The sequence below is a fragment of the Streptomyces sp. TN58 genome, assembly GCF_001941845.1.
Lineage (GTDB): Bacteria > Actinomycetota > Actinomycetes > Streptomycetales > Streptomycetaceae > Streptomyces.
Map to the genome: position 1 here is coordinate 2,307,368 of NZ_CP018870.1, position 26,521 is coordinate 2,333,888.

At 71.6% G+C, this 26,521-nt stretch carries 26 protein-coding genes; 12 read left to right on the plus strand and 14 right to left on the minus strand.

Annotated features, from left to right (window positions below; translation table 11 throughout):
* Positions 1-34 precede the first annotated feature (34 nt).
* From BSL84_RS10520 to BSL84_RS10535, 4 genes are read right to left on the minus strand one after another with little or no spacing between them, the layout of a single operon-like run.
* Complete coding sequence (locus BSL84_RS10520) at positions 35-694, minus strand: O-methyltransferase (RefSeq protein WP_075970219.1); 660 nt, start codon at positions 692-694, stop codon at positions 35-37.
* Positions 691-1,521, minus strand: coding sequence for a hypothetical protein (locus tag BSL84_RS10525; protein WP_030031320.1), 831 nt, complete (start codon positions 1,519-1,521; stop codon positions 691-693). Before BSL84_RS10525 ends, BSL84_RS10520 begins: the two co-directional genes overlap by 4 nt.
* Entirely contained in the window at positions 1,518-4,091 is a 2,574-nt protein-coding gene (locus tag BSL84_RS10530) for a phosphoribosyltransferase (protein WP_234363440.1), read from the minus strand. Before BSL84_RS10530 ends, BSL84_RS10525 begins: the two co-directional genes overlap by 4 nt.
* A gap of 8 nt (positions 4,092-4,099) precedes the next feature.
* A complete protein-coding gene (locus BSL84_RS10535) occupies positions 4,100-5,287 on the minus strand; it encodes an HpcH/HpaI aldolase/citrate lyase family protein (protein ID WP_030026003.1) in 1,188 nt (395 codons plus the stop codon).
* A 195-nt stretch (positions 5,288-5,482) separates the two neighbouring features.
* Here BSL84_RS10535 and BSL84_RS10540 point away from each other — a divergent pair, with 195 nt between their 5' ends.
* Positions 5,483-6,256, plus strand: coding sequence for a TerD family protein (locus tag BSL84_RS10540; protein ID WP_030026005.1), 774 nt, complete (start codon positions 5,483-5,485; stop codon positions 6,254-6,256).
* Positions 6,257-6,323: 67 nt separating this feature from the next.
* On the opposite strand, the gene BSL84_RS10545 is transcribed toward BSL84_RS10540, so the two are convergent.
* From BSL84_RS10545 to BSL84_RS10570, 6 genes are all read right to left on the minus strand, one after another.
* Positions 6,324-7,064 (minus strand): TerD family protein, encoded by a 741-nt coding sequence (locus BSL84_RS10545; protein WP_030026007.1) that lies wholly within the window; start codon positions 7,062-7,064, stop codon positions 6,324-6,326.
* Between the two features lie 142 nt (positions 7,065-7,206).
* Positions 7,207-8,319, minus strand: a complete 1,113-nt coding sequence (locus BSL84_RS10550) for a DUF475 domain-containing protein (protein ID WP_030026009.1) — start codon at positions 8,317-8,319, stop codon at positions 7,207-7,209.
* Positions 8,320-8,353: 34 nt separating this feature from the next.
* Complete coding sequence (locus BSL84_RS10555; RefSeq protein ID WP_030026011.1) at positions 8,354-8,929, minus strand: TerD family protein; 576 nt, start codon at positions 8,927-8,929, stop codon at positions 8,354-8,356.
* A 117-nt stretch (positions 8,930-9,046) separates the two neighbouring features.
* A complete protein-coding gene (locus BSL84_RS10560; protein ID WP_030026013.1) occupies positions 9,047-9,622 on the minus strand; it encodes a TerD family protein in 576 nt (191 codons plus the stop codon).
* A gap of 139 nt (positions 9,623-9,761) precedes the next feature.
* Positions 9,762-10,220, minus strand: coding sequence for a peroxiredoxin (locus tag BSL84_RS10565; protein ID WP_030026014.1), 459 nt, complete (start codon positions 10,218-10,220; stop codon positions 9,762-9,764).
* Between the two features lie 192 nt (positions 10,221-10,412).
* A complete protein-coding gene (locus tag BSL84_RS10570; protein ID WP_030026015.1) occupies positions 10,413-10,841 on the minus strand; it encodes a DUF3052 domain-containing protein in 429 nt (142 codons plus the stop codon).
* 473 nt (positions 10,842-11,314) lie between these two features.
* Between BSL84_RS10570 and aceE the strand changes: the two genes are divergently transcribed.
* Positions 11,315-14,047 (plus strand): pyruvate dehydrogenase (acetyl-transferring), homodimeric type, encoded by a 2,733-nt coding sequence (gene aceE, locus BSL84_RS10575; protein ID WP_030026016.1) that lies wholly within the window; start codon positions 11,315-11,317, stop codon positions 14,045-14,047.
* A gap of 69 nt (positions 14,048-14,116) precedes the next feature.
* On the opposite strand, the gene BSL84_RS10580 is transcribed toward aceE, so the two are convergent.
* Positions 14,117-14,512 (minus strand): peptidase inhibitor family I36 protein, encoded by a 396-nt coding sequence (locus BSL84_RS10580; protein ID WP_045320711.1) that lies wholly within the window; start codon positions 14,510-14,512, stop codon positions 14,117-14,119.
* A gap of 383 nt (positions 14,513-14,895) precedes the next feature.
* Here BSL84_RS10580 and BSL84_RS10585 point away from each other — a divergent pair, with 383 nt between their 5' ends.
* The 6 genes from BSL84_RS10585 (at position 14,896) to BSL84_RS10610 (ending at position 20,142) form a co-directional block, all read left to right on the plus strand.
* The gene (locus BSL84_RS10585) at positions 14,896-15,552 is read left to right on the plus strand and encodes a TetR/AcrR family transcriptional regulator (protein ID WP_234308279.1); all 657 of its coding nucleotides are present in this window, start codon (positions 14,896-14,898) and stop codon (positions 15,550-15,552) included.
* Positions 15,553-15,790: 238 nt separating this feature from the next.
* A complete protein-coding gene (locus tag BSL84_RS10590) occupies positions 15,791-16,930 on the plus strand; it encodes an alpha/beta hydrolase (protein WP_079273434.1) in 1,140 nt (379 codons plus the stop codon).
* A 75-nt stretch (positions 16,931-17,005) separates the two neighbouring features.
* Entirely contained in the window at positions 17,006-17,848 is an 843-nt protein-coding gene (locus BSL84_RS10595; RefSeq protein ID WP_030026020.1) for a DUF4429 domain-containing protein, read from the plus strand.
* Between the two features lie 145 nt (positions 17,849-17,993).
* A complete protein-coding gene (locus tag BSL84_RS10600; protein ID WP_075972043.1) occupies positions 17,994-18,347 on the plus strand; it encodes a GntR family transcriptional regulator in 354 nt (117 codons plus the stop codon).
* A complete protein-coding gene (locus tag BSL84_RS10605; protein WP_045320713.1) occupies positions 18,344-19,231 on the plus strand; it encodes an ABC transporter ATP-binding protein in 888 nt (295 codons plus the stop codon). Before BSL84_RS10600 ends, BSL84_RS10605 begins: the two co-directional genes overlap by 4 nt.
* Complete coding sequence (locus tag BSL84_RS10610) at positions 19,228-20,142, plus strand: hypothetical protein (protein WP_075970221.1); 915 nt, start codon at positions 19,228-19,230, stop codon at positions 20,140-20,142. The genes BSL84_RS10605 and BSL84_RS10610 overlap by 4 nt, the downstream gene beginning before the upstream one ends.
* 11 nt (positions 20,143-20,153) lie before the next feature.
* On the opposite strand, the gene BSL84_RS10615 is transcribed toward BSL84_RS10610, so the two are convergent.
* Together BSL84_RS10615 and BSL84_RS10620 are read right to left on the minus strand one after the other, a co-directional pair.
* On the minus strand, positions 20,154-21,179 hold the full coding sequence (locus BSL84_RS10615; RefSeq protein WP_075970222.1) for an aldo/keto reductase: 1,026 nt from the start codon (positions 21,177-21,179) through the stop codon (positions 20,154-20,156).
* 25 nt (positions 21,180-21,204) lie between these two features.
* Positions 21,205-21,588: a MerR family transcriptional regulator gene (locus BSL84_RS10620; RefSeq protein ID WP_037660545.1), complete on the minus strand. Its 384-nt coding sequence runs from the start codon at positions 21,586-21,588 to the stop codon at positions 21,205-21,207.
* A gap of 79 nt (positions 21,589-21,667) precedes the next feature.
* Between BSL84_RS10620 and BSL84_RS10625 the strand changes: the two genes are divergently transcribed.
* Positions 21,668-22,486 (plus strand): serine hydrolase domain-containing protein, encoded by an 819-nt coding sequence (locus tag BSL84_RS10625; RefSeq protein ID WP_045320763.1) that lies wholly within the window; start codon positions 21,668-21,670, stop codon positions 22,484-22,486.
* 44 nt (positions 22,487-22,530) lie between these two features.
* Here the strand turns inward: BSL84_RS10625 and BSL84_RS10630 are convergent, their stop codons facing one another.
* Positions 22,531-23,187, minus strand: coding sequence for a pirin family protein (locus BSL84_RS10630; protein ID WP_199838715.1), 657 nt, complete (start codon positions 23,185-23,187; stop codon positions 22,531-22,533).
* 81 nt (positions 23,188-23,268) lie between these two features.
* Between BSL84_RS10630 and BSL84_RS10635 the strand changes: the two genes are divergently transcribed.
* From BSL84_RS10635 to BSL84_RS10645, 3 genes are all read left to right on the plus strand, one after another.
* A complete protein-coding gene (locus tag BSL84_RS10635) occupies positions 23,269-24,486 on the plus strand; it encodes a PucR family transcriptional regulator (protein WP_030026026.1) in 1,218 nt (405 codons plus the stop codon).
* Between the two features lie 89 nt (positions 24,487-24,575).
* Positions 24,576-25,493 (plus strand): ACP S-malonyltransferase, encoded by a 918-nt coding sequence (locus BSL84_RS10640; protein ID WP_030026027.1) that lies wholly within the window; start codon positions 24,576-24,578, stop codon positions 25,491-25,493.
* Positions 25,494-25,512: 19 nt separating this feature from the next.
* The gene (locus tag BSL84_RS10645; protein ID WP_030026029.1) at positions 25,513-26,517 is read left to right on the plus strand and encodes a ketoacyl-ACP synthase III; all 1,005 of its coding nucleotides are present in this window, start codon (positions 25,513-25,515) and stop codon (positions 26,515-26,517) included.
* The last annotated feature ends 4 nt before the right edge of the window (positions 26,518-26,521 follow it).

The following is a 26,521-nucleotide window of genomic DNA, read 5'->3' on the forward strand; positions in this document are numbered from 1 at the left end:
GGTTGGACGTCCGGTTGGACGTCCGGCCCCTGCGCTACCGCTTGCGCGAGAGCGTCAGGCCGTCCGAGATCGCCAGCAGGACGGAGTCCATGCGCGGGTCCGCCGCCACGTGGTCGTTGAAGGCGCGCACGCCCGCCGCCGACCCGGTGGCCGACTCGTCGAGGACCGTGCCGTGGAACAGCGTGTTGTCGGTGACGATCAGGCCGCCGGGGCGGAGCCTCGGTACCAGCTCCTCCCAGTAGGAGATCTGGCTCTCCTTGTCGGCGTCCACATAGGCCATGTCGATGTGCGGCTCGGAGGGCATGGCGCGCAGCGTCTCCAGGGCCGGCGCGATGCGCAGGTCGATGCGGTCCGCCACGCCGGCCTGCGCCCAGGCCTCCTTGCCGTACGCCGTCCACTCCTCGGAGACGTCGCAGGCGATGAGGCGGCCGTCGGCCGGCAGGGCCTGGGCCATCGACAGGGCCGAGAAGCCGGTGAAGGTGCCGACCTCGACGATGAGGCGGGCGCCGGTCAGGCGGACGAGGAAGGCCAGCAGCGGCCCCTGCTCCTCCGCGGACTGCATTCCGGCGACGTCGGGAAAGGTGGCGTACGTCTTCGCCACGAGCCCCCGCTGGACGTCGTCCAGCGGGGGGTTGTGGTCCAGCATGTACCGGTACAGCTCGTCCGTGATCTTCGTGCTGTTGCCTTTGCTCATGCGTCCAGTCTGCCGAGCCGTCCGGCCTCGCGGGCGAATGCGCGCACGATTTCCTCACCCGCCAGGACACCCGCCTCGGTCAGCGCGGTCACCGAGGGCGCCGTCCAGGCCGCGTCGGCCAGTTCGCCGTGGCCCGGGCGCCAGGCGGCGTCCGCGGCCAGCAGCAGGTCGGCGTCGAGGAGCGAGTCCCCGGCGGCGAGGGCCGTGGTCGCGCCGGTGCGGCGGGCGACCTCGTGCATCGCCGCGCTCTTGGTGAGCGGCCGGGGCACGGCGTAGATCTTCCGGCCCTGGAGGGAGACCGCCCAGCCGCGCGCCCCGGCCCACTCGGCCAGGGTCTTCAGCCATTCGTCGGGGACCAGGGCCCGTTCGACGACGAGGTACGCGAAGAGGTCCTCCGCGAGCCGTGCCTTGCGCAGCCACGCCGCGTCGGCGGTGGCCAGCAGGTGCGCGTGGACCTCCTCCAGCGGGGCGCACTCCTCGGCCAGGCGCGCCGCGACCTGTCGGCGCCAGTCGCGGTCCGGGACGCCGTCGACGAGGAGCTGCCCGCCGTTCGCGCAGATCGCGTACCGGGCGGGTCGGCCGGGGAAGCGGATGCGCTGGTACTGCTTGCGCGTGCGGGTGGTGGTGGGGACGAAGACGACGGACGGGTCCTCGGTGAGCTCCGCCAGCAGCGCCGCGGCCGTCTCCGTCATGTACGACAGGGGCCTGCTCTCGTGGACCTCGACGCACAGCAGCCGCGGGGCGACCGGGTCGGGCATGGTCAGACCGAGGGCGGCCGCCGAGTAGATGAGCGTACGGTCGAGGTCACTGGCTACGAGGACAGTCACTTGGAGGCCACAGCCTTTCCGTCGGCGCCGGTGGCGCCGCGCGTGTATCGGGGGTGGATGAGGCCGACGCAGGTGTAGGGCAGGCCGTCGACCTCCTCCACCGGGACCCCGCGCTGCTCGGCGAGCAGCCGTACGTGGTCCAGGTCGGCCCCGGCGCCGCGCTGCGCCAGGATCTTCCACGGCACCCGGCGCAGCAGTACGCGGGTGGTCTCGCCGACGCCGGGCTTGACGAGGTTCACGTCGTGGATGCCGTACTCCTCGCTGATCCGCTCGACCGCCGCCCAGCCCTCCCAGGTCGGCGTGCGGTCGGCCGCGAGGAGCTCCTTGACCTCCTCGTCGACGGCGTCCGCCACGTCGTCGAAGTGGGCGGCGACGGCGTCGACGAACTCGACGGAGACGTCGGCTCCGGCGAGCTCGCGGTAGTACTTCGCGCCGTGGAAGTCGGCGGGTCCGACCAGGTCGGACCTGAGAACCGTACGTGAGATGAGGCCGGACACGGTGGAATTGAGACAGGCGGAGGGGATCAGGAAGTCCTCCCGGGTGCCGTACGTGGGCACGCACGAGCCGGGGTCGGCAAGGACGACGATCTCCGGGTCGAAGCGGGGGAACTCGGCGAGGGCGGCCTTCAGCTCGCGGGTGATGGCGCCCTTGCCGGTCCAGCCGTCGACGAAGACGACGTCCGCGGGGTCGTGGTGGGCGGCCAGCCAGCGCAGGGCGTTGGCGTCGATGCCGCGGCCGCGGACGATGGAGACGGCGTAGTGCGGCAGGTCCAGGCCGTGGCGGGCGCGGGCCCAGCGGCGCATCAGCACGCCCACGGGGGTGCCGGCGCGGGCCAGGGAGACGAGGACCGGGGAGGGGGAGCGCTCGGCGAGGACGGTCTCGGTGACGGTGCCGACGGCGCGGGCCACGCGGGCGGCCGAGGCGGCCAGGGCGCTGCGGTAGAGCTCCTGGTACTGGGGCGTGGGCTGGTACTCGACGGGCAGGGACTCGGCGTAGTGCGCGCCGCCTGCCTGGATGGCCTCCTCGCGCTCCTCGGTCGGGGCTTCGAGCTGGACGCCGGAGAGGTCCTGGAGCAGCCAGCCGACGTCCTCGGGGGCGTAGGAGGAGAAGGCGGGGCCGCGCAGGGGCTCGGTCATGGTCGGCTGCTCCTGCCGGTGGGGTGACGTACGGGAGGGTATGGACGCCAGGGAGGCCAGGGACGCCGTCGGCGGTGTGTAGGACGGTACGACGGCCAGGACGAGGCGGCCGGTGTGCGGGGCGAGGGCCGCGAGGAGTCCCGAGTGCAGCTCGGGGGTGTCGCCGGCCGAGTCCACGACGGCGACGACGGTGTCGAAGCCGTCGCCGCCGGCGGAGCGGGCCACGTTGTAGGCGTAGCGGTCGCCGGGGCCGTCGGCGGGGGTGTCGTGGGCGGGGAAGACGAGCCGGGTGCGGATGGCGTAGCCGGGGACGTCCACGGCGAGCACCGGGGAGCGGGTGGTGGTGGAGAAGCGGACCTCGCGGGCCGCGCCGGCCTCCTCCAGCGCCTTCGCGAGGCGCAGCGGCGCGTACATCAGCTCCTCGTTGCCGAGTACGAGGACGCGTCCGGGCTCGGGGCCGAGCGCGGCCGTGAGCTGCGCGGCGAGGTCCGGCAGGGCGGCGTCCAGACGCCGGCGGTGGGCGGGGGTGAAGCCGTGGCGGCCGCCGTCGGGCAGCCGGTGCGGCCAGTGCAGGTCGACCCGGTCGACCGGCTCCGGGCCCGCGGCGGAGGGCCCCGGCTCCGCCACCGCGGCGGGGGCTGCGCGGGTCGCGCCGGCGGCTGCCGACTCGTACTCCTCCACCAGGGCCTGGCCCTTGGCCAGGATGCCGTCCGGGAGGGACACCGTGCCCGAGGCGAGGGCGATCAGGTCCACCCGCGCGCCCAGCTCGGCGGCGAAGGCCGTCAGCCGCGCGCGGTCGGCCGGGGAGCGCATGTCGACGAGGGCGACGACAACGTAGCGCGACCGGGGGTGGCGGTCGTGCAGGTCGCGGATGGTGTTCAGGACCGTGTTGCCGGTGGAGAACTCGTCGTCGACGAGCACCAGCGGCCCGTCGCCCGCGAGGAGGTCGGGGTCCTCGGGCAGCAGCAGGTGGGAGGTGGCGTGCGAGTGCGCCTCCTCGAAGCCGCCGGCCGTCGCCACGCCCGGCACGGGCCGACGGGTCGAGTGCAGGTAGGGGGCGGCACCCAGGCCGTCGGCGACGCAGTGGCCCAGGCCGGTGGCGGTCTCGGCGTAGCCGAGTACCACGGCCGCGGCCGCTCCCTCCTCGCCGAGCAGGGCCCGTACGCGGGTACCGAGCCCGAAGCCGGCCTCGTACACCGTGCGCGGGGACTGCGGGACGTGCTTGCCCAGCACCTGCGAGACCAGCAGGTGGGCGCGCTTGGGGTTGCGCCGCAGGGCCAGTCCGAGCAGTTCGGTCAGCCGCGGGCTGAGCCGCGGGCCCGGCCGACGGCCCCCTTCGGAGTCGTGCAGGCTGACGCCCAGCCGGTCCGCGACCCACGTACCCGACCACACCTCGTCGATCGTCTTGCCCTTCCTCGTCGTCTGCTTCTCCACCGGCCCGCTCACACCTGGAGTCCGGCCGCGAGCAGGTCGACGAAGCCGACCTGCTCCTTCGCCACACCGAAGACCTCGGCGCGCAGCATGGTGCGCTCGGCCCAGGCCCGGTGGGGCTTCACTTCGTTCATTTTGTTCGTGTAGGCGGAACGCATCACTCCGCCGCCGCCGCGCTCGGGCCGCAGGATGTCCTGGGCGTCGCAGAACTCCTCGTGGGAGACGACCGACAGGGCGTGCACGGGCGTCACGTGGCCGGGGTGGATGCAGGTCTTGCCGAGCAGGCCGTTGGCCCGGTCGAGCTCGATCTCGCGCAGCAGTCCGTCCAGGTCGTGCTCGATCAGCGCGGTGCGCAGGTCCTCGACGCCTTCCTCCAGGAAGGGGCTGCGGCGCAGCTGGGGCTTGAAGAGGCGCTGCTGGCTGCGGAAGTACTCCCAGACGGGGCCGGTCACGGTGAAGCCGGTGCCGTCGGCCCTGCTGAGGACGTTGACGACGTCCGCGATGACGCCGGCGACGATCTGTACGTCGTAGGCGGTCATGTCGGGGGTGCGGCGCAGCCCGTAGGCGGAGCAGAAGTCGGTCACGCCCAGGCGCAGCGCCAGGACCCGGTCGCGGTGGCTGTTGACCGTGCGGGAGATGCCGGCGAGGGTTTCGACGCGGGTTTCGAGATGGAGGAGTTCCGGGGTCTCCAGGACGGGCATGGCGTACAGCCGGTCCCGTCCGCTCGCGGCCTCCGCCTCGGCGACGGCTTCGAGGAAGGGGACGCCGCGCCGCTCGTCGAACTTCGGGAGTACGAATCCGGCCAGGTGCCGTACGGAGCGGCCGAGGCGGCGCGCCAGGTCGGGGATCTGTTCGGGCGTGCGGACGCGGATGAAGAGCAGCGGGAGCTCCGCACCGTCCTGCGCCCCGCCCGCTTTGTCCCCGTCGAGGTCGGCGAACTGGCGGACGAGGTTCTCCTCGGCTCCGGTGACGTCGGAGTCGCTGATGGAATCCTCCAGGCAGAGGACCATGGAGACGACTCCGCGGGCGGCCTGCTTGCGGATGTCCGCGGCCAGGGCGGGGCGGGTGGCCGGGCTGTAGAGGGTGGCTCCGAGGGCCGCCGCCAGGACGCGCGAGGGCGAGGCCCCGGTGAATTCCGCCGGTTCCTGGTGGAAGAGATCCTTACGGACCGTGGGCGATACGTGCCCGAAGTGACGCATGTGCTTCCCCCGTACTGCCTCGGCGGCCCAATTTGGCATGGCCGGTAATAGTACGTACGAACGTGAGTGATGAGCTCGTCGAGCACATGAAGTTCCGGTAACCCTCCTGCACGATGCCTACCCGCCGCGATCGGTACAAGGCCCTACGGGGGGCCGCATTGTCCCGCTCCACCCCGGGAGGGCAGGATGACGTGCATGACGCACGCGATGCAGAAGGGCTCGAACATCCCGGTGGCCCCCGTGGCGGTCCGGGCGGTGCTGCGCTGGACCGGCGGCCCCGAGGTGCCGGACGTGGACGCCTCGGCGCTGCTGGTGGGCCCGGACGGCCGGGTGCGTTCGGACGAGGACTTCGTCTTCTACAACCAGCCCCGGCACCCCTCGGGGGCCGTGTGGCGCCTCGGCAAGAAGCAGATCGGCGACGCGATCACCGACGCCGTCCAGGCGGACCTGCGGACGGTGACCCCGTCCGTGGACCGGATCCTGGTGGTCGCCTCCGCCGAGGACGTCCCCTTCGAGCGGGTGCGCGACCTGCGGATCCTGCTGTACGACGCCACCGCGACCGGTGGCGCCGAGCCGCTGGCGTACTTCGACGTGCGGCCGGAGACGGGCGCGGAGACGGCTCTGATCTGCGGCGAGCTGTACCGCAGGGGCGACGGGTGGAAGTTCCGGGCGCTCGGCGAGGGCTACTCCGACGGCCTGGTGGGCCTGGCGACCGACCACGGGATCTCGGTCGACGAGAGCGCCGCCGAGGCCGACGCGGGTACGGACGCGGCCTCCGGCCCCGCGGCCCCTTCGGCGGGGTCGGCCTCGGAGCAGACGACCGCGATGGCACCGCCGACGCAGGCTCCGCCGGCTGCCCAGCCCGCCTACGGGTACCCGCAGCCGGTGTCCCCGGCTCCGGTGCCCGGGCCGGGCGGGGACCCGTCCTTCCGGCTCCCGGTGCAGGGCCCGCAGTTCATCCGGCGCTGACGGCGCGGGGCGGCGGCGGGGCGGTGGGGCGGGACCGTTCAGGGCATCCGGGGCAGGGCTCCCGCCGTCACCGCTTGGTGCTCTTGTAGCCCCGCCCCCACTGGAGCCCCCAGCCGTACAGCCGGTCCAGCTCGGACTGGAACCCGTACACGAACTTCACCTCGCGCTTCACGACGAGCTCGCCCTTGACCTTCTCCAGGGAGACGACGGCGCAGGAGCGGGCCTGCGGGTGCCGCTCGTCCAGCGGGATCTCGATCCGCGGGCCGGTCACCGGGTAGAGGGTCACCATGGCGTGCGTCCGGTCGAAGGCCGGCGTCTGGTCGTAGATGTAGACGAACACCAGCAGCCGCTTGATCTCGTCGGCGTGGTCGAGATTGATGTAGAGGGTCTCCCCCGATCCCGATCCGAAGCGGTCGTCCCCGCTGAGCTTGACGAACGGCGGGTCGTTGAGATCGCCCAGCAGGTTGCCCAGCGGCTGGACGGCGCCGCGGGTCCCGTCGGCCATCTCGTACAGGCAGCCCATGTCGAGGTCGACGTTGACCATGCCCTGAGTGTGCGCCTGCACCATGTCCGGCTTGAACAGCTTGAACGGGTGGCGGAAGAGCTGGCCGCTCTGGCCGGAGCGGCCGCCGATGTCCGAGGTGCGCATCCGCCAGGACAGGTTGACGCGCAGGTTGCCGTGGACGGCACCCTGCCTGGTCAGCGACACCGTCGCATGCCGTTTGGTCAGCTCGATCGCGTTCGACGAGGCGTTGCCCGACTGGAACTGCACGGCCCGGCTGCCCAGGATGCCGTCGAAGAAGCCCATCCCCCTACCCCCTGATCCCCTGATCCCCTGGTCCCAGTCCCTGTCCCTGGTCCCCGCGAAGCCTATGGAAACGGGGCGGCCCGCCGGGTCCGTGAACCCGGCGGACCGCCCCGCATTGGAGCGTTCCGCATTAACGCCGCGGTCATGCCTCGGCGGTGGAACCCTCCAGTTCCATGCGCTTGTTGCGGCGCACCGAGGACCAGAAGGAGGCGGCGATCAGCACCACGCCGATGAGACCGGTGATGATCTCGCTGATCTCGTGCTGGATGGTGACCAGCAGGATGACGGCGAGCGCGCCGATCGCGTAGTGCGCGCCGTGCTCCAGGTAGACGTAGTCGTCGAGGGTGCCCTGGCGGACCAGGTAGACCGTGAGCGAACGGACGTACATCGCTCCGATACCGAGGCCGAGCGCCATCCAGAAGATGTGGTTCGTGATGGCGAAGGCGCCGATGACACCGTCGAAGGAGAACGAGGCGTCGAGGACCTCAAGGTAGAGGAAGAGGAAGAACGCGGCCTTGCCGGCGAGGCCGACGGCGGAGACGGGCTTGCCCGCGGCCTTGGCCTTCTCCTCCTCCTCGTGCTCGCGCTCCTCTTCCTCCTCCAGCTTGTCCTCGAAGTACGAGGACAGGCCGCCGACGATGAGGTAGGTGATCAGGCCGGCGACACCGGCGAGCAGCACGGTGGCGGACTTGTCCTGGTGGCCGGTGCTGGTGTGGGCGTTGACGGCGAAGGTCATGGCCGAGACCAGCAGCGCGATCAGGGCGACGCAGACCGACAGCATGTCGACCTTGCCGAGCTTGGCGAGCGGACGCTCCAGCCACGCGAGCCACTTGTGGTCGCGCTCCTCGAAGATGAAGTCGAGGAAGATCATCAGCAGGAACATTCCGCCGAAGGCGGCGATGGCCGGGTGGGCGTCCGTGACCAGGGCCTCGTACTGCTCGGGCTGGTCCAGGGCCAGTTCGATCGCCTCGATGGGACCGACCTTCGCACTGATGGCGACGATCGCCACCGGGAAGACCAGCCGCATTCCGAAGACGGCGATCAGGATGCCGATCGTGAGGAAGATCTTCTGCCAGAAGGCATTCATCTTCTTCAGGATTCCGGCATTGACGACCGCGTTGTCGAACGACAGTGAGATTTCGAGGATCGACAGGATCAGCACGACCCCGAACGCCTCCCACCCCCACTGCCACGCGGCAAAGGCAAGGCCGAGCGCCGTGATGGCGAACGACCAGCCGAAGGTTTTCAGAACCACTGGCACCTGGCACCCCATGCGTCTGTGTACGGCTTTACGAAACGTTGACCCCGAAGTCTAGAGCGATGCCCCGGAGCCCCGACGCGTACCCCTGCCCCACCGCCCGGAACTTCCATTCGCCCCCGTACCGGTAGACCTCGCCGAAGATCATCGCGGTCTCGCTGGAGGCGTCCTCGGAGAGGTCGTAGCGGGCCAGTTCCTGGCCGTCGGCCTGGTTGACGACACGAATGAAGGCATTGCTGACCTGGCCGAAGCTCTGCCGACGGGAGTCCGCCTCGTGAATAGAGACAGGAAAGACGATCTTGTCCACATTCGCCGGCACCCGGGTGAGATCGATGATGATCGACTCGTCGTCGCCGTCGCCCTCGCCGGTGAGGTTGTCCCCCGTGTGTTCGACGGAGCCGTCGGGGCTCGTCAGGTTGTTGTAGAAGACGAAGTACTCGTCCCCCAGCACCCGGCCCCCGTTGCAGAGCAGCGCGCTGGCGTCGAGGTCGAAGTCGGCTCCCGTGGTCGAGCGCGCGTCCCATCCGAGACCGATCAGAACCCTGGTGAGGTTCGGTGCGGCCTTGGACAGGGAGACGTTGCCCCCCTTGGCGAGTGTGACGCCCATGTTGTGGTCCTCCCCGGACGACGGTGTGGCGATGTGACGGTGGTGCGGTGCAGCGGGCGAAGCAGGTCCGGCGCCGTACACACAGTGCACGGCGCCGGACGGATGCTGCTCTCAGGCTCAGACGTTGACGCCGAAGTCCTGCGCGATGCCGCGCAGGCCCGAGGCGTAGCCCTGGCCGATGGCGCGGAACTTCCACTCCGCGCCGTTGCGGTAGAGCTCGCCGAAGACCATGGCGGTCTCGGTCGACGCGTCCTCGGAGAGGTCGTAGCGGGCGAGCTCGGTGTTGTCGGCCTGGTTCACCACGCGGATGTAGGCGTTGCGGACCTGGCCGAAGCTCTGCTGGCGGGTCTCGGCCTCGTAGATGGAGACCGGGAAGACGATCTTGGCGACGTCGGCCGGCACGCCGGCGAGGTTGACCTTGATCGCCTCGTCGTCGCCCTCGCCCTCACCGGTGGTGTTGTCACCGGTGTGCTCAACCGAGCCGTCGGGGCTCTTCAGGTTGTTGAAGAAGACGAAGTTCGCGTCGCTGGCGACCTTGCCCTGGTCGTTGGTCAGGATCGCGCTGGCGTCGAGGTCGAAGTCGACACCGGTGGTGGTGCGAGCATCCCAGCCCAGACCGACGATGACCGCCGTCAGGTTAGGCGCGGCCTTGGTCAGCGAGACGTTGCCGCCCTTGCTGAGGCTGACTCCCACGGGTCCTCCATTGGGTTCTGTGTGGGGCGGTGCCCCGTCGTGCGGTTGCTACCGGATCAACGTTTCGATCCTAGTGACGGGTTCCCGCCTGTAAGCGGTTTTCGCAGGGAACTGCGCGGAACGGCCCGCGCGGACGCACTCAGAGGCTGTCGAGCGCCTTGATGTACTCGTTCAGGTCACGCGCGTCGGGCAGTCCGTTGACGACAGTCCAGCGCACCACGCCGTCCTTGTCGATGATGAAGGTGCCGCGGACCGCGCAGCCCTTGTCCTCGTCGAAGACGCCGTACGCGCGGGAGGTCTCGCCGTGCGGCCAGAAGTCCGACAGCAGCGGGTACTCCAGGCCCTCCTGCTCGCCGAAGACCCGAAGGGTCGGCACGGAGTCGTTGGAGACGGCGAGGAGCTGGACGTCGTCGTTCTGGAAGCGCGGGAGCTGGTCGCGCAGCTCGCACAGCTCACCGGTGCACACACCGGTGAAGGCGAACGGGTAGAAGAGCAGCACCACGGCCTTCTCCCCCCGGAAGTCGGAGAGCCGCACGGTGGCGCCGTGGTTGTCCTTGAGTTCGAAGTCCGGGGCCTTGTGGCCGACCTCGATCGCCATCTCTCGCATCCCTTCGTTCCCGCATCCCCGCGTTGGGCTGTTCGGGTGAGTCAAAGCCTATGGGGTGTCCTGCCCGTCCTGCCCCCGGTCCCTCCCGGCGTGCCCGGGGTGTGGAACGCGCACACCCCGCCGACCGGGGTCTTCCTGGTCAGCGGGGTGTGGAAGCGTTGTCCGCTCGGCAGCGGGCGCGGCTCAGCGCTTGGACTTGGCGGCCGTCTTGGGCGTCACCAGCTTGGTGGCGGCCCACTCCTTGCCGACGCTGACGCTCCTGGTCTGCGAGAGACCGGCCGTCTCGGCCGCCTCGCTGATGTCGCTGGCCTCCACGTAGCCGTCACGGCCCGTCTTGGGGGTCAGCAGCAGGATCAGTGCGCCGTCCTCGACCAGCTCGGTGGCATCGACCAGCGCGTCCGTCAGATCGCCGTCGTCCTCGCGGAACCACAGCAGCACCGCGTCGGCGACGTCGTCGTAGTCCTCGTCGACGAGTTCGCCGACCAGCTCCTCGACGAGGTCACGGAATTCCTGATCGACGTCGTCGTCGTAGCCGATCTCCTGGACCACCTGTTCGGACTGGAAACCCAGCCGGGCGGCCAGGCTCTCCGCGTGGTCCGCGGTCGCGCTCACGGGGTGCCTCCTGCTCATGTTCGGTGAATGTTCTTCGGCGGCGCGCGTACGCGCAGCATTGGGCGTAGTCCACACGGGCGCGGCGGATCGCGCAAGTACCCGGCCGCCGAGACCGTCGAAACGGTGACGATTGCGGCCGTCTCGCCGCAACTTTCAGGGTGCCCGTGTGCACCTGTGGTGATTCATCCCACACCATTCCAGCTCATTCGCATCGCATGAGGACTTTCCTACCTGTTTGAGGGACGAACGGCCTCCCGGGGCGGCCGACCGGCTTGGGCGTAAGGTTGCGTTTCGGTCGCACCCGCCACCCCCGCACCGCGGAACCGGACCCCGTCCGCACCTGCCGGGTCCCCCGCCGACCGCGGGGATTACCCAGTGGTACGGATGACGATTGGGGCCGGGCGTAAGACCATGGGAGGCGGCACCCCCCGGTTACGGCCCCGGCACGACTCCACCGACAGCGAAGGAACAGCGTGGCTTCCGCATCCGATCGCAATCCGATCATCATTGGCGGCCTCCCGAGTCAGGTCCCGGACTTCGATCCGGAGGAGACCCAGGAGTGGCTCGACTCCCTGGACGCAGCGGTCGACGAGCGGGGCCGGGAGCGGGCCCGCTATCTCATGCTGCGCCTGATCGAGCGGGCCCGCGAGAAGCGCGTGGCCGTGCCCGAGATGCGCAGCACGGACTACGTCAACACGATCGCGACGAAGGACGAGCCGTTCTTCCCCGGCAACGAGGAGATCGAGCGCAAGGTCCTCAACGCCACCCGGTGGAACGCGGCCGTCATGGTCTCGCGCGCCCAGCGTCCCGGGATCGGCGTCGGCGGCCACATCGCCACGTTCGCGTCCTCGGCCTCCCTCTACGACGTGGGCTTCAACCACTTTTTCCGTGGCAAGGACGAGGGCGACGGCGGCGACCAGATCTTCTTCCAGGGCCACGCCTCCCCCGGCATCTACGCCCGCGCCTACCTCCTGGACCGGCTCACCGAGCAGCAGCTCGACGCGTTCCGCCAGGAGAAGTCGAAGGCGCCGCACGGCCTGTCCAGCTACCCGCACCCGCGGCTGATGCCGGACTTCTGGGAGTTCCCGACCGTCTCGATGGGCCTCGGCCCGCTGGGGGCGATCTACCAGGCGCGGATGAACCGCTACATGGAGGCGCGCGGGATCGCGGACACCTCCAGGTCCCACGTTTGGGCGTATCTCGGCGACGGTGAGATGGACGAGCCGGAGTCGCTCGGCCAGCTGTCGATCGCCGCCCGCGAGGGCCTGGACAACCTGACCTTCGTCGTGAACTGCAACCTGCAGCGCCTCGACGGCCCGGTGCGCGGCAACGGCAAGATCATCCAGGAGCTGGAGTCGCAGTTCCGCGGCGCCGGCTGGAACGTGATCAAGCTGATCTGGGACCGGTCCTGGGACCCGCTGCTGGCGCAGGACCGCGACGGCATCCTGGTCAACAAGATGAACTCCACCCCGGACGGGCAGTTCCAGACGTACGCCACCGAGTCGGGCGCGTACATCCGTGAACACTTCTTCGGCGGTGACCAGCGGCTGCGCGCCATGGTCGAGAACATGAGCGACTACCAGATCCAGCACCTGGGCCGCGGCGGTCACGACCACAAGAAGGTCTACGCGGCGTACGCGGCGGCCAAGGCGCACAAGGGCCAGCCGACGGTGATCCTGGCGCAGACGGTGAAGGGCTGGACCCTCGGCCCGAACTTCGAGGGCCGCAACGCCACGCACCAGATGAAGAAGCTGACGGTCGACGACCTCAAGCGCTTCCGTGACCGCCTGCACATCCCGATCACCGACGCGCAGCTGGAGAGCGGCGCTCCGCCGTACTACCACCCGGGCCGCAATTCGCCCGAGATCCAGTACATGCACGACCAGCGCAGTGCGCACGGCGGCTACGTGCCGACCCGTGTGGTGCGCGCGAAGCCGCTGCAGCTGCCGGACGAGAAGGCCTACGCGGCCGCGAAGAAGGGCTCGGGCCAGCAGTCGATCGCCACGACGATGGCCTTCGTCCGCATCCTGAAGGACCTGATGCGGGACAAGGAGATCGGCAAGCGCTTCGTGCTGATCGCGCCCGACGAGTACCGGACCTTCGGTATGGACGCCTTCTTCCCCAGCGCCAAGATCTACAACCCGCTGGGCCAGCAGTACGAGGCGGTCGACCGCGACCTGCTGCTCGCGTACAAGGAGTCCCCGACCGGCCAGATGCTGCACGACGGCATCTCGGAGGCGGGCTGCACGGCCTCGCTGATCGCCGCGGGCTCCGCGTACGCGACGCACGGCGAGCCGCTGATCCCGGTCTACGTCTTCTACTCGATGTTCGGCTTCCAGCGCACCGGTGACCAGTTCTGGCAGATGGCCGACCAGCTGGCGCGCGGTTTCGTACTGGGTGCGACCGCCGGCCGGACCACCCTGACGGGTGAGGGCCTGCAGCACGCGGACGGCCACTCCCAGCTGCTGGCCTCGACGAACCCGGGCTGCGTGGCCTACGACCCGGCCTACGGGTACGAGATCGCGCACATCGTGCAGGACGGCCTGCGCCGGATGTACGGCCCGGAGGCGGAGGACGTCTTCTACTACCTGACCGTCTACAACGAGCCGATCCAGCACCCCGCGGAGCCGGCGGACGTCGACGTGGACGGCATCCTCAAGGGCATCCACCGGGTCTCCCAGGGCACCTCCGGCACCATCCCGGCCCAGCTGATGGCGTCCGGTGTGGCCGTGCCGTGGGCGCTGGAGGCACAGCGGATCCTCGCCGAGGAGTGGAACGTCAGGGCGGACGTGTGGTCGGCGACCTCCTGGAACGAGCTGCGGCGCGAGGCCGTCGAGGTGGAGGAGCACAACCTGCTGCACCCGGAGGAGGAGCAGCAGGTGCCGTACGTGACGCGGAAGCTGTCGGGTGCGGAGGGGCCGTTCGTGGCGGTGTCGGACTGGATGCGTTCCGTTCCGGACCAGATCTCGCGGTGGGTGCCCGGTGCGTACACCTCGCTGGGCGCGGACGGCTTCGGCTTCGCGGACACGCGCGGTGCGGCCCGGCGGTTCTTCCACATCGACGCCCAGTCGGTGGTGCTGGCGACGCTGACCGAGCTGGCCAAGGCCGGGAAGGTGGACCGCTCGGCGCTGAAGCAGGCCGTCGACAGGTACCGGCTGCTGGACGTGGCGGCGGCGGACCCGGGCGCGGCCGGCGGGGACGCGTAGGCGGGCACGGTGTGAGGGGCGCGGGTCCCGGCTTCGGCCGGGGCCCGCGCCCTTTTGCCTGGCGCGGGGTTACCTCTCCCACACCTTGAAGGCGCGTACCTGGTAGGGGGACTGGGGCAGCCAGACCCCGTCGCCGGGATAGGTCTGGAACTCGCCGGTCTCCGCGCATTCGGCCGACTGGTACGTGGTGACGGGGCGCCCGGTGCGGTTGGTGAGCGACTGGGCGCTGGTGCCGGCGGGCAGGGCGGTGCAGCTGTTGATGTCCAGGGTGCTCAGCTCGTGGGTCTGCCGGGCGCCCTTGAAGTCCGGTTTGGCCCACAGGCACAGCTGGCCGCTCGCGCAGGCCCCGAGGCCCGGCGGGCCCGCGGCGTGCGCGGTGCCGGCGGTGCTCGGGACGAGGGCGCACGCCGCCAGGGCGATCGCGGCGAGGGTGGTGGTGGCGCGGGTGGTTCCACACGTACGCATGACGGGTCAACTCCTTGTGGACGGCGGGCACCCGGACCGCTTCCGGTGCTCCGCTGACACCACGCTGACCTGCGGTGACGGTCGGGCGGAAGGGGAGCGTGACGGGTCCACCCTGATAGGCGACAGCCCTGGTGGAACGGTCCGGACGGCCTTTCACCCGTACGGAGTTGACCCCTCCGGAAGGCGGCGCGGCGGTCCCGCGCCCGCCCGCGTGGAGCTGCGGACACGGCCGGCGGCCGACCTGAACGTGTGATGCGCGGCCCGCCGTTCGCGTGGACGGCCGCGGCCTCGCGGCTCCTCGCAAACGGCTCAACGGATCGGCCGCGGCGCCGCCGGTCACGGGTAATCTGACCGCCCACCCGCCGTCAGGAAGGAGCCCGGCGGTGACGATCGAGGAGCGGAGGGCGCCCGCCGCGCCGGTGGACGGACTGCGCGAACGCAAGAAACGGCGCACCCGGAGCGCGCTGCTGCGCGCCGCCCTGGTGCTCTTCGTCTCCCAGGGGTACGAGCGCACCACCGTCGACGAGATCACCGCGGCCGTGGCCGTGTCCCAGCGCACCTTCTTCCGCTACTTCGCCAACAAGGAAGAGGCCGTCTTCGCCGTCCAGGACCTGATGGAGTCGCACTTCGTCGCCCAACTGCACGCGCGGCCTGCCTCCGAGGGCCCCCTGGAGGCCCTGCGGGGCGCCGTGCTCGCCACATGGGACACCGTCGACGACGCCCTCCACGAGGTGGTGCCGGTCGACCTGTACATGCGCAGCTACCGGCTGATCGAGTCCACGCCGGCGCTGCTCGCCGTGCACCTGCGGCGTTCCACGTGCCTGGAGGAGCGGATCTCCCGGCTGATCGCCGCCCGCGAGGGGCTGGACGTGGACGCTGACCCGCGGCCCCGGGTGGCGGTCGCGGCGTTCTTCGGCGTGATGAGGGTCACGGGGCGGCTCTGGGGGCAGGGCGACGACACGGGTGTGGAGGCGATCCGCCGGCTGACGGACGCTTACCTCGACGGCATCGGCCCAGCTCTTGCGGGGCGCTGGCACTGAACCGGCCCCGAAACGGGGCATTATGGATCTTTCGCCCGGCTTTCGGAGGCCGCCGGTTCGCCCGGGCCGGGGTCCCACGGTCGGGCGTGAACCGCGTCACCTGGCGCGCCATGCGCGGAATCGGTCTCCTAGGCTGGTCCCAGTGAATCTGCCCGGCCTCGCCCACCCCACCGTTCCCGGCGCCGACCCGCGCCCGGCCGCCCTGCGCACCCTGCTCGCGCTGGCGGTCGTCTTCATCATGCTGGCGACCACCGGCTGGACGGCCGTGCACCGGCCCCAGGGCGGCACGCCGCTGCGGGCCGCGGCCCTCGACGCCTGGTCCAAGGCCCTGTTGAACGGCCGTCCGGTGCCACCCGCGGACGCTCCCGTGCGGACGGTGGCCCGCTTCTTCGCCGGCCTCGACGGCGCGCAGCGGGCCCGGCTCGCCGACGGCTACCCGCTCGTGGTGGGCAACCTCGACGGGGCGCCGGTCGCGACCCGCTACCGGGCCAACCAACGCGGCCTGGAGAAGGCCCGCCTGGTCGAGGAGGTCCGCAGCCGGGACGTCGCGCTGACCCCGGCCGACCGGGCCGAGGCCACCCGGCGGGCCCACCGCTTCGCCTCGCTGGCCGAACCGGGGCGGCAGATCCTCGCGTTCGACCCGACCGGCGGCGGCCGCGTGGCCGAGGTCTTCGGCGACCTCGTCGGCGCCGAGCGCGTCTCGGTGATCGTTCCCGGCGTGGACACCGACCTCCTCACCTTCGAGCGCACCCAGCGCCGGCTGACCTCCCCGGTCGGCATGGCCGAAGCGCTGTACGGGGCCGAGCGGGCGGCCGCGCCGAACAGCCGGACGGCGGTCATCGCCTGGGCCGGCTACACCGCCCCCACCGGGGTCGGCATGAACGCCGCGACGGGCCGGATGGCCTTCGACGGCGCGGTCCGGCTGAAGGCGCTGACGGTGTCCCTGCCGGGGAATTCGAGCGTGGCGCTGTTCTGCCACAGCTACGGCTCGGTGGTGTGCGGGGTGGCCGCGCGCGAGCTGCCGAAACGGGTGACGGACGTGGTGGTGGCGGGCAGCCCCGGCATGCGGGCGCAGAACGTCGCGGGGCTGCGCACCTCGGCGCGGGTCTGGGCCACGCGCGACGAGGGCGACTGGATCGCGGACGTGCCGCATCTGGAGGTCGGCGGGCTGGGGCACGGCGCCGATCCGGTGTCCCCGGGCTTCGGGGCGCGGCTGCTGTCCTCCGCCCGGGCCCGGAGTCACACCGGCTATTTCGCGCCAGGTACGGACTCGGTGGCCAACTTCGCCAAGATCGGAACCGGCGCGTTCGGTTCCGTTGTGTGCGCTACCGGCGACGACGCGTGCCGGCGCGGGATTTCCGGGTCAGAGCGGGACTGACGCGCGTAGAGGCGCGGAAAACGGCTCACTCACCGAGGGGGACGCGCGGGGGCGGCGCCCTTTACCATGTGGCGCATGGGTGACGTACTGGCCGGAAATCATGCCGTCTGGGAGTTCGACTCGGACTCGGTGCTCATCCGCTTCGCTCGGGGGATGCGAACGCCGAGACTGTGGCAAGCGCTGGGGTCGCGCCGGATCCCCCTGGAAGCGGTGTCCGCCGTGACCGTGACCGCCGGACGGCGGGACACGGTGGTCCTGCGCGCCGTCCCGCGCCCTGGCGCCGATCCGCTGATGGAGGCGGCCGCCGGGCAGCTGAAGGACGCCTGCGACCCGTACCGGATGGTGCTGCCGCGCGAGCGGGCGACCTCGGCCTCCGCGTTCGCCGCCGACCTGCGCTCCCGGCTCGGGCCCGACGCCGCCGAGCCCGCTCCGCGCTTCCTGGTCGACGTACCGCAGCCGCCGCTCCAGCTGAAGGCGTACGACGCCCGCGTGGGCTTCGACGGCTCGTCGGTCGCCTTCCAGTGGTCCCGCACGGGCGCCACCGGCACCAAGTGGAAGGCGGGCGACCAGCGCTACCCGCTGGCCGAGCTCACGGGCGTCGAGTGGCGCTCCCCCGGCGGCACCGGGGGCCACCTGCGGCTGCTGCTGCGGGATCCGCGCCAGACCCCGGCCGACCCCCGCCCCGACCACGACCTCGCGACGGCCGTCTTCAGCGTCGGCTACGGCGCGGTCCACGAGTCGCTGCCGTTCGCCGCGGCCCTCCTCGCCGCCACCCGCAGCCGCACCCCGGTCGGCGCCGCCCGGGGCCGCTCCGGCGACGAGCGGCTGCGGCACCTGGGCGAGCTCTACTCGGCCGGCCTGCTGACCGACGGCGAGTACGCCACCCTGCGGGACCGTTTCACCGCCGAGTCCCGCTAGGTCATCTCTTTGGGCGGCCCCTGCGCCAACACGCCCGGCCAAGCCACCCGTTGACATCCGGTAACCACGTGCAGCACCCTTTCACTACTCAACTAGTGAAAGGGTGCTGCACGTGCTGGAGTACCGCATCGACCGGCGCAGCGGCATGGCCACCTACCTGCAGATCGTCCACCAGACGAAGCAGGCCCTGCGCCTGGGACTGCTGGAGCCGGGCGACAAGCTGCCCACCGCGCGTGAGGTCGTCGAGGCGACCGCCATCAACCCGAACACCGTGCTCAAGGCCTACCGGGAGCTGGAACGCGAGGGCCTCGTGGAGGCACGCCGGGGCATGGGCACTTTCGTGCGCAGGTCCCTGGGGGGCGCCCGGGCCGACTCGCCCCTGCGCGGGGAACTGGCCGACTGGGCACGGCGCGCCAGCGCCGCGGGGATGGAGCGGGACGACGTGGCCGCGCTCTTCACTGCCGTACTGGACCAACACTTCAAGGGGGACGACACATGACGGACGATCCGGTGATCGAGGCGACCGGGCTGGGGGTGCGCTACTCACGCCGACGCGGCTGGGCCCTGCGCGACTGCTCCTTCAGGCTGCCGGCCCACGGCGTGTGCGCGCTGGTCGGCCCCAACGGCGCGGGCAAGTCGACCCTGCTGGCGCTCGCCGCGGGACTGATGCGGCCCACCGAGGGCGCCATCAGCGCGCCGCCGCGCGAGGAGACGGCGTACGTGGGCCAGGACAAGCCCCTGTATCCGCAGTTGACCGTCGCCGAGACCCTCCGCATGGGACGCGAGCTCAACCCGGGCCGCTGGGATGCCAAGTGCGCCGCGCGGATCGTGGAGGAGGGCGGGCTCGACGGCGGCGCCAGGATCCGCTCCCTCTCGGGCGGGCAGCGCACGCGGGTCGCCCTGGCCCTCGCCCTCGGCAAACGCCCCCGCCTGCTCTTGCTGGACGAGCCGATGGCCGACCTCGATCCGCTGGCCCGGCACCGGCTCATGGGGGCGCTGATGGCCGACGCCGCCGAACACGGCACGTCCGTGGTGATGTCCTCGCACATCGTCGCCGAGCTGGAGGGGGCCTGCGACCACCTGCTGCTCCTCGACAGCGGCCGCGTCCGCCTCTCCGGCCCCGTCGACGACGTCGTCGCGGCACACCGGCTGATCACCGGGCCGGCGGCCGCCGCCGCCGACCTGGCCTCCCACACCATCGTCGAGTCACGGACGACCGGCCGCCTGTTCACCGCGCTCGCGAGGCCGCACGGCCCGCTCGACACCGGCACCTGGCAGACGGCCCACCCCTCACTGGAAGAACTCCTGCTCGCCCACCTGCGCTCCCCCGACGCCCCGGCCCTCGCCATCGGCCCCCGCACCGCCGGGGCGGTGGCGGCATGAGCATGCTGACCCTCAAGGGCCCGCGCTGGGTCACCGTCCGCCAGCACCGGCGCGCGCTGTGGACGCTGTCCGCCGCGGTCTCCGCGAGCCTCGCCGCCGTGACCGCGCTGCGCTGGTGGGCGTCGTACGCCGCCGACCCCTACGAGGTCGGCGCGGGCTGGGCGCTGCGGGAGGGGATGGGACACGCCGGCACCGCCATGCTGTTGCTGCCGCTGCTGGTGGGCGCCTTCACCGCCGGCCCGGTGGTGGCCCGTGAACTGGAGAGCGGCACCTACCGCCTCGCCCTCACCCAGTCGACGACGCCCAGGGCCTGGCTCGCCTCGAAGGCCGTGCTGGCGGCCGCGGCCGCCACAGCCGGCTCGGCCGCCCTGGTCGGGGTCTACCGCCTCGGCCATGCCCCGCTCGCCGACAGCCACCAGTTCACCTGGGCCGACCGCGGGCCGTACGAGTCGACCGGCACGGTGGTGGTGGCGTACTGCCTGCTGGGCGTGGCCGTGGGAACCCTCGTGGGCCAGCTCGTACGGCGCACACTGCCCGCCATGGCGGTCACCGGACTGGTCACCGGCGTGGTGATGCTGGTCCTCAGCAGTCTGCGCTGGTCCATCCTGCCGATCCGGACGCTCACCGCGCCCGTGGCGGCCGGGCCCCCGAAGCTGTCGACCGGCGACTTCATGACGGACCTCGGACTCACCACCGGCTCGGGCGGGCGCCTGTCCGAGGGTGCCTGCTTCGAGCGCACCCGCAGCATGAGCCAGTGCCCCGCAGACCTGGACGTGACCGGGTGGTACCTGGAATACCACCCGGTCAGCCACTACTGGCCGACCCAGTCCGTCGAGACGGCCGTCGTCCTGGTCCTGGCCGCACTCTCCCTCTGGGGCGCCTTCGCGGTGCTGCGGAAGCGGCACCCCTGAGGGGGCCGCCGTCACTCCTCCCGGGCCGCCGCGGTGAAGGTCATGTCCGGGTAGCGGTCGCCGGCGACCTGCGCGGCGATCGGTTCCAGCAGGGACAGCTGCGCCGGCGTCAGCGTGATCCGGGTGGCCGCGATGTTCTCGTGCAGCCGCTCCGCCCGACGGGTGCCCGGGATCGGAACCACCGTCAGCCCGTGCACCGCCGCGCGCTGCTGGACCCAGGCCAGGGCGATCTGCGCGGGGCTCGCGCCCAGTTCCCGCGCGATCTCCCGGACCGGGTCCAGCAGCGCCGCGTTCGCCCTGGCGTTGGCGCCCGTGAAGCGCGGCTGGAAGCGCCGGAAGTCGCTCTGCGACAGGTCCGCCGACGCGTCCGCGAAGGTCCCGGTCAGGAAGCCCCGGCCGAGCGGGGAGTACGGCACGAAGGCCACCCCCAGATCCGCCGCCGCGGCCACCGCGCTGCGCTCCACGTCCCGGCTGAACAGCGACCACTCCGACTGGAGCGCCGCGATCGGGTGCACGGCATGCGCCTCGCGCAGCTCCGCGCCGGTGACCTCGCTCAGCCCGAGGTGGCGCACCTTGCCCTCCCGCACCAGCTCCGCCATGGCACCCACCGACTCGGCGAGCGGGACGGCCGGGTCGCGCCGGTGCATGTAGTACAGGTCGATGACGTCCACCCCGAGCCAGCGCAGGCTGCCCTCCACAGCGCCGCGCATGTAGGCGCGGTCGTTGCGGATGCCCCGGTAGGCGGGGTCGTCGGTGCGCTCCAGGGCGAACTTCGTCGCCAGGGTGATCTCGTCCCGGTGCGCGGCCACGAACGGGGCGAGGAACTCCTCGTTGCGGCCCCGGCCGTAGGCGTCGGCCGTGTCGAAGAGGGTGACCCCGGCGGACAGCGCCGCCTCCAGGGTCTGCCGGGCGGCCGCCTCGTCGGTGTCGCCGTAGAACTCGCTCATGCCCATGCAGCCCAGGCCCTGGACGCCGACCCTCGGGCCGCCCCTGCCGAGCTCGATCCGGTCCAGGGTGTGGTCGCCGTACTCCGTCATCGCTGTCCCCTCCGCGAGGCCGCCCTCATCGGGTCCCCGCATACATGTCGATCTTGTAGTCCAGTACGGCCAGTGCGTCCGTCAGCTCCGTGATCCGTGCCCGCACCTCGCGCCGCGTGTGTTCCAGCAGCTCACGGCGTTCCCCCCGGGTGTGCTCGCCCTCCCGGACCAGCTCGGCGTAGCGGACCATGTCCGCCACCGACATCCCCGTGGCGCGCAGCTTGCCCACGAAGCACAGCCAGTCGAGGTCGGCGTCGGTGAAGCGGCGCTGGCCCGAATGCGAGCGGTCCACCTGCTGCATCAGCCCGATCCGCTCGTACCAGCGCAGGGTGTGCTGGCTCAGACCGGTCCGGGCCGCCACCTCGCTGATGGTGTACCGCGTCTGCGTCAGGCTCAGGCTCTGGCTCATGGCCCCCACGCTAAAACCCTTGAGCGCACTCCAAGCAAGTAGGCTCGGCCGCATGGACAGCAAGGAGGCCGTGAGCGGCATGGAAAGCCTGCGGATCATCGAGACCTGGCCGGTGGACACCGCCGCGGCGGCCGTCGTACGCGCCGACGGGAGCCTCGCCGGCTCGCACGGCCCCGTCGGCCACCGCTTCGCGCTGGCGTCGGTCACCAAGCCGCTCGCCGCGTACGCCGCCCTCGTCGCGTACGAGGAAGGCGCGATCGAGCTGGACGAGCCGGCCGGACCCGAGGGGTCGACGGTCCGTCACCTGCTGGCGCACACCAGCGGCCTGGCCTTCGACGAGCACCGTGCGATGGCGGCGCCCGGTACGCGCCGGCTGTACTCGAACGCCGGTTTCGAGGTGCTCGGCGACCACATCGCCAAGGCCACCGGCATCCCGTTCGCGGAGTACGTGCACCAGGCCGTCTTCGAGCCGCTGGGCATGGCGTCGACCACCCTGGACGGCTCGCCCGCCAAGGACGGCGTCTCCACCGTCTCCGACCTGCTGCGCTTCGCCGCGGAACTGCAGGCTCCGCGGCTGCTCGACGCCCGTACGGTCGCCGGGGCCACCTCGGTCGTCCACCCCGGGCTCAAGGGCGTCCTGCCGGGCTACGGCAGCCAGTCCCCCAACGACTGGGGGCTCGGCATGGAGATCCGTGACGGCAAGTCCCCGCACTGGACGGGCCTGACCTCCTCGCCGCGCACCTTCGGCCACTTCGGGCAGGCCGGCACCTTCCTGTGGGTCGACCCGGACGCGCGCGCCGCGTGCGTGGCGCTCACCGACCGGCCCTTCGGCCCGTGGGCGGTCGAGGCGTGGACGCCGTTCACCGACGCGGTCCTCGCCGAGCTCCGCTCCGCCTGACCGCCGAGCTCCGCTCCGCCTGACCGGCTGGGCGGTCCCGGCCCTCAGGCCGGCAGTTCCCAGATCAGCAGTTCCCCCGGGGACCCGGCGATGATCTCCAGCCCCGTCTCGGCGGTGATCCGCGCCGAGTCCCCGGGGCCCAGCTCCGCCCCGTCCAGGCGCAGGTCGCCGTGCACGACGTGCAGGTACACCCGCTCGGCGGCCGGTACGGCGACCCGCTCGCCCGCGCCGGGGCGCCGTACGTGCAGGGCGGAGCCGGCCGCGGGGATCCCGTAGGGCGAGCCGTCGGGGACGCCGCGCAGCACCTCGTACGAGGGATCGCCGCCCGCGGCGAGCGGCGAGAGCCACATCTGCACGAAGCGCAGCGGCCGGTCACCGTCGTTGCGCTCGACGTGCCGTGCCCCGGAGCCGGCGCTGAGCCGCTGGACGTCGCCGGGCAGGACGGTGCTCTTCTCTCCGGTGCTGTCCTGGTGGGTGAGCTCGCCGTCGATCACCCAGGTCACGATCTCGGTGTGGCTGTGCGGGTGCTCGTCGAAGCCGGCGCCCGGTGCGAGGGTCTCCTCGTTGCAGGCCAGGACGGGGCCGAAGCGCAGGTTGTCCGGGTCGTAGAAGGACCCGAAGGAGAAGGCGTGCCGGGTGGTGATCCCGGCCGCCGGGTCCCCTCCCTCGTACCGGTCGGCGCCGCGGCGTACATCAATCATGAGGGCCACGGTAGCGGCCGGGCGGGGGCCCGGCGCGGGACCGGACTCGGCGCAGCCTTCCCGATAAGGCAGTCTTGTCCCGTGCCTCAACCCGAACGTGAGCATTCCCCCGCCACACACGCCGCGCATCCCGCTCCCGTGCATCCGCACGCCGCGACGCTGCGCCGCCTGGAGAAGTCCTCCGGCCGGCTCGCCGCCAACGCGATCGCCCGCATGGACGAGACCCTGCCGTGGTACCGGGCGATGCCACCGGAGAACCGGTCGTGGATCGGCCTGGTCGCGCAGGCCGGTATCGCCGCGTTCACCGAGTGGTTCCGGCATCCGGAGACTCCGCAGGCGATCTCCACCGACGTCTTCGGTACGGCTCCGCGCGAGCTGACCCGGGCGATCACGCTGCGGCAGACCGTGGAGATGGTCCGCACCACCATCGAGGTCATGGAGACCGCGATCGAGGAGGTGGCGGCCCCCGGTGACGAGTCGATCCTGCGCGAGGCGTTGCTGGTGTACGCGCGGGAGATCGCCTTCGCGACCGCCCAGGTGTACGCGCAGGCGGCGGAGGCGCGCGGGGCGTGGGACGCGCGGCTGGAGTCCCTGGTCGTCAACGCGGTGCTGTCCGGTGAGGCCGACGAGGGCGCGCTGTCACGGGCGGCGGCGCTCGGCTGGAACTCCCCGGAGCACGTGTGCGTGGTGCTCGGCACCGCCCCGGAGGGCGACAGCGAGCTGACGGTCGAGGCGATCCGGCGTGCGGCCCGGCACCACAAGCTCCAGGTCCTCACCGGGGTGCTCGGGGACCGCCTGGTCGTCATCGCGGGCGGCAGCGACAACCCGATGCAGGTGGCGAAGTCCCTGATCGGGCCGTTCGCGGCGGGGCCGGTGGTGGCCGGCCCGGTGGTGTCCGACCTGCTGAACGCGACGAAGTCGGCGCAGGCCGCGGCGGCCGGGCTGAAGGCCTGTACGGCGTGGCAGGACGCGCCGCGGCCGGTCCTGGCGGATGATCTCCTGCCGGAACGCGCGATCGCCTCCGATCCGGCAGCCAGGGAACAGCTGGTGGAGGAGATCTACAGACCGCTTGAGGAGGCGGGGTCGGCACTGCTGGAGACGTTGAGCGTCTATCTGGAGCAGGCGAGCAGTCTCGAAGGGGCTGCCCGGATGCTGTTCGTGCACCCGAATACGGTGCGCTACCGGCTGCGACGTGTGACCGACGTCACCGGTTGGTCGCCGTCGGATGTCCGATCGGCGTTCACGCTGCGGATCGCCCTGATCCTGGGGCGTCTGGCTGACGGTGATACCCAGTCCTGACCTTTTGTGGGACATCAACAATTACCCCGACCGTTCTTGGTCCCTGTCCCCACGGGCGGCAGGGTCCATCCACAAGAGAGAGTGTGAGGGTGCTCGTACTCGTCGCTCCCGGCCAAGGCGCTCAGACGCCCGGCTTCCTGACTCCCTGGCTCGACCTCCCCGGCGCCGCCGACCGCGTCGCCGCCTGGTCCGACGCCATCAAGCTGGACCTCGCGCGCTACGGCACGACGGCCGACGCCGAGGAGATCCGCGACACCGCGGTCGCCCAGCCCCTGCTGGTCGCCGCCGGTCTGCTGTCCGCGTCCGCGCTGGGTTCCACCTCGGTCTTCGGTGCCGTCGCCGGCCACAGCGTCGGTGAGATCACCGCCGCGGCCATCGCCGGCGTGCTGCCCGAGCAGGACGCGCTGTCGTTCGTCCGGACCCGCGGGCTGGGCATGGCGCAGGCCGCCGCCGTCACCGAGACGGGCATGGCCGCGGTGCTCGGCGGGGACCCCGCCGCTGTCGTCGCACACCTGGAGAAGCTCGGCCTGACCCCGGCCAACATCAACGGCGCGGGCCAGATCGTGGCCGCCGGCACGATGGAGCAGATCGAAGCCCTGCAGGCCGACAAGCCCGAGGGTTCCATGAAGGTCGTTCCGCTCAAGGTGGCGGGCGCCTTCCACACGCACCACATGGCCCCCGCGGTCGCCGAACTGGAGAAGGCCGCCGAGGCTCTTTCCCCGGCCGACCCGGCCCTGAAGTACGTCTCGAACAAGGACGGCCGCGTCGTCACCACGGGCGCCGACGTCGTCGCCCGCCTGGTGGGCCAGGTCGCGAACCCGGTCCGCTGGGACCTGTGCATGGAGACGTTCGCCGAGCTGGGCGTCACGGGGATCATCGAACTGTCCCCCGGTGGCACCCTGACGGGTCTGGCCAAGCGCGCGCTGAAGGGCGTACCGAGCGTGGCGCTGAAGACCCCGGACGATCTCGAAAAGGCCGCGGCGCTGGTCGCCGAACTGACGGCCTGAGAGAAGGAGCCCACACAGCATGTCCAAGATCAAGCCGGCCAAGGGCTCCCCCTACGCCCGCATCCTCGGAGTCGGCGGCTACCGCCCGACCCGTGTGGTGCCCAACGAGGTCATCCTCAAGACCATCGACTCGTCCGACGAGTGGATCCGCTCCCGCTCCGGCATCGCGACCCGGCACTGGGCCTCGCCCCAGGAGACCGTCGCCGCCATGTCGGTGGAGGCCTCGGGCAAGGCGCTGGCCGACGCCGGCGTCGCCCCCGAGCAGATCGGTGCGGTGATCGTCTCCACGGTCTCGCACTTCAAGCAGACCCCGGCCGTCGCGACCGAGATCGCCCACCGGGTCGGCGCGGTCAAGCCCGCCGCCTTCGACATCTCCGCGGGCTGTGCCGGCTTCGGCTACGGCCTGACCCTCGCCAAGGGCATGGTGGTGGAGGGTTCCGCGGAGTACGTCCTCGTCATCGGCGTGGAGCGGCTTTCGGACCTGACGGACCTGGAGGACCGCGCGACGGCCTTCCTGTTCGGCGACGGCGCCGGCGCCGTGGTCGTCGGCCCCTCGGACGAGCCGGCCATCGGCCCCACGGTGTGGGGTTCGGAGGGCGACAAGTCCGACACGATCAAGCAGACCGTGCCGTGGGACGAGTACCTCGGCAAGGACGCCGGAGAGAAGTTCCCGGCCATCACGCAGGAGGGTCAGGCGGTCTTCCGCTGGGCCGTCTTCGAGATGGCCAAGGTGGCCCAGCAGGCGCTCGACGCGGCCGGGATCACCGCCCAGGACCTGGACGTCTTCATCCCGCACCAGGCGAACATGCGGATCATCGACTCGATGGTGAAGACTCTCAAGCTGCCGGAGCACGTCACGGTCGCCCGCGACGTGGAGACCACCGGCAACACGTCGGCCGCCTCGATCCCGCTCGCCATGGAGCGGCTCCTGGCGACCGGAGCGGCGAAGAGCGGCGACACCGCGCTCGTCATCGGCTTCGGGGCGGGGCTCGTCTACGCCGCGACGGTCGTTACCCTCCCCTAGGGCC

Bases quoted from the DNA above. Each gene is read 5' to 3' on its own strand.
- BSL84_RS10520 (WP_075970219.1), bottom strand. From the start codon at position 694: ATGAGCAAAGGCAACAGCACGAAGATCACGGACGAGCTGTACCGGTAC.
- BSL84_RS10535 (WP_030026003.1), bottom strand. From the start codon at position 5,287: ATGCGTCACTTCGGGCACGTATCGCCCACGGTCCGTAAGGATCTCTTC.
- BSL84_RS10540 (WP_030026005.1), top strand. From the start codon at position 5,483: ATGACGCACGCGATGCAGAAGGGCTCGAACATCCCGGTGGCCCCCGTG.
- BSL84_RS10545 (WP_030026007.1), bottom strand. From the start codon at position 7,064: ATGGGCTTCTTCGACGGCATCCTGGGCAGCCGGGCCGTGCAGTTCCAG.
- BSL84_RS10555 (WP_030026011.1), bottom strand. From the start codon at position 8,929: ATGGGCGTCACACTCGCCAAGGGGGGCAACGTCTCCCTGTCCAAGGCC.
- BSL84_RS10565 (WP_030026014.1), bottom strand. From the start codon at position 10,220: ATGGCGATCGAGGTCGGCCACAAGGCCCCGGACTTCGAACTCAAGGAC.
- BSL84_RS10580 (WP_045320711.1), bottom strand. From the start codon at position 14,512: ATGCGTACGTGTGGAACCACCCGCGCCACCACCACCCTCGCCGCGATC.
- BSL84_RS10590 (WP_079273434.1), top strand. From the start codon at position 15,791: ATGCTGGCGACCACCGGCTGGACGGCCGTGCACCGGCCCCAGGGCGGC.
- BSL84_RS10595 (WP_030026020.1), top strand. From the start codon at position 17,006: ATGGGTGACGTACTGGCCGGAAATCATGCCGTCTGGGAGTTCGACTCG.
- BSL84_RS10600 (WP_075972043.1), top strand. From the start codon at position 17,994: ATGGCCACCTACCTGCAGATCGTCCACCAGACGAAGCAGGCCCTGCGC.
- BSL84_RS10605 (WP_045320713.1), top strand. From the start codon at position 18,344: ATGACGGACGATCCGGTGATCGAGGCGACCGGGCTGGGGGTGCGCTAC.
- BSL84_RS10610 (WP_075970221.1), top strand. From the start codon at position 19,228: ATGAGCATGCTGACCCTCAAGGGCCCGCGCTGGGTCACCGTCCGCCAG.
- BSL84_RS10615 (WP_075970222.1), bottom strand. From the start codon at position 21,179: ATGACGGAGTACGGCGACCACACCCTGGACCGGATCGAGCTCGGCAGG.
- BSL84_RS10620 (WP_037660545.1), bottom strand. From the start codon at position 21,588: ATGAGCCAGAGCCTGAGCCTGACGCAGACGCGGTACACCATCAGCGAG.
- BSL84_RS10625 (WP_045320763.1), top strand. From the start codon at position 21,668: ATGGAAAGCCTGCGGATCATCGAGACCTGGCCGGTGGACACCGCCGCG.
- BSL84_RS10630 (WP_199838715.1), bottom strand. From the start codon at position 23,187: ATGATTGATGTACGCCGCGGCGCCGACCGGTACGAGGGAGGGGACCCG.
- BSL84_RS10645 (WP_030026029.1), top strand. From the start codon at position 25,513: ATGTCCAAGATCAAGCCGGCCAAGGGCTCCCCCTACGCCCGCATCCTC.